This window comes from Methylobacterium variabile (assembly GCF_001043975.1).
GTDB lineage: Bacteria > Pseudomonadota > Alphaproteobacteria > Rhizobiales > Beijerinckiaceae > Methylobacterium > Methylobacterium variabile.
Genome location: NZ_LABY01000429.1, coordinates 1 through 1,450, shown reverse-complemented (window position 1 = coordinate 1,450; position 1,450 = coordinate 1). Strand labels below are relative to the sequence as shown.

Here is a 1,450-nt window from a genome sequence, read left to right as displayed (position 1 = left end):
GCTCAAGCGCGGCCATGCCGCCCCGCTGCGGAGCCTGCTCGGGCACGCCCGGCCCGTCATGGCGGTCGCCGGGCTGGCGGTGGCGGCGGCCGGTCTCGCGGCGGTCTTCCTGCCGCGGACCTTCCTCCCTCCCTTCAACGAGGGCTCGTTCACGGTCAACATGACCTTCAACCCGGGCATCTCGCTCGCCGAGAGCAACCGCATCGGCCTCGTGGCCGAGCGGCTGCTCCTGGGGATGCCCGACGTGAAGTCCATCGGGCGCCGCACCGGCCGGGCCGAGCTCGACGAGCACGCCGAGGGCGTGCACTCCTCCGACCTGGAAATCGACCTCAAGCCCGGTGCGCGGTCCAAGCCCGAGCTCGTCGCCGACATCCGCGGGCGCCTTGCGGTGCTGCCGGTCAACGTCAACGTCGGCCAGCCCATCTCGCACCGGCTCGACCACATGCTCTCAGGCGTGCGCGCCGAGATCGCGCTCAAGATCTTCGGCGAAGACCTCGACACCCTGAGGGCTCTGGCCGAGGACCTGCGCGCGCGTATGGCCGACATTCCCGGCATCGCCGACCTGCAGGTCGAGAAGCAGGTGCTGATCCCCCAGTTGGAGATCCGCGTCGACTACAATCGCGCGGCTCTCTACGGGGTGCAGCCGGCCGCACTGGTCGAGCAGCTCAGCCGTCTCTCGAACGGGCAGGTCGTCTCGCGCGTGGTCGACGGCTATCGCCGCTTCGACGTGGTGATGCGCCTCTCGGACACGATGCGCACCACGCAACGCCTCGGCGACCTCCTGATCGAGACGCCGTCAGGCTGGGTGCCGGCCCGCCAGATCGCCGACATCCGCGAGACCGACGGCCCGAACCAGATCCTGCGCGAGAACGCCCGCCGCCGCATCGTGGTTCAGGCCAACACTCAGGCCGGCTCCGACATGGGCAAGATCGTCCAGGCCATTCAGGAGAAGGCCGCCGCGGCGAGTCTGCCCAACGGCTACACCACGAGCCTGGAGGGCTCGTTCCAGGCGCAAGCGGAGGCCAGCCGGACCATCGGTCTGCTCTCGCTTCTCTCCCTCGCCCTGGTGTTCGCCCTACTCTACAGCCGCTACCGCTCGGTGGTGTTCACGCTGATCATCCTCGGCAGCATCCCGCTCGCCCTGATCGGCTCGGTCGCGGCGCTCTGGATCGCCGGGCAACCACTCTCGGTGGCCTCGATGATCGGCTTCATCACGCTCACTGGTATCGCTACCCGCAACGGCATCCTCAAGATCAGCCACTACCTCAACCTCGCCATCCACGAGGGTCTGCCGTTCGGGCGGGAGCTCGTCATCCGGGGCAGCCTGGAGCGGCTGGCCCCCGTGCTGATGACGGCGCTGTCGGCCGGCGTTGCCCTGGTGCCGCTGCTGGTTGGCGCCGACGCGCCCGGCAAGGAGATCCTGCATCCCGTGGCGGTGACGATCTTCGGC

Annotated in this window: 1 protein-coding gene; it reads left to right on the top strand. The window is 69.3% G+C overall.

Annotated elements, in window-relative coordinates; translation table 11 throughout:
- Window positions 1-1,450, top strand: a 1,450-nt coding sequence (locus VQ02_RS33675) for an efflux RND transporter permease subunit (RefSeq protein ID WP_048448635.1), incomplete at both ends; no start/stop codon positions are given.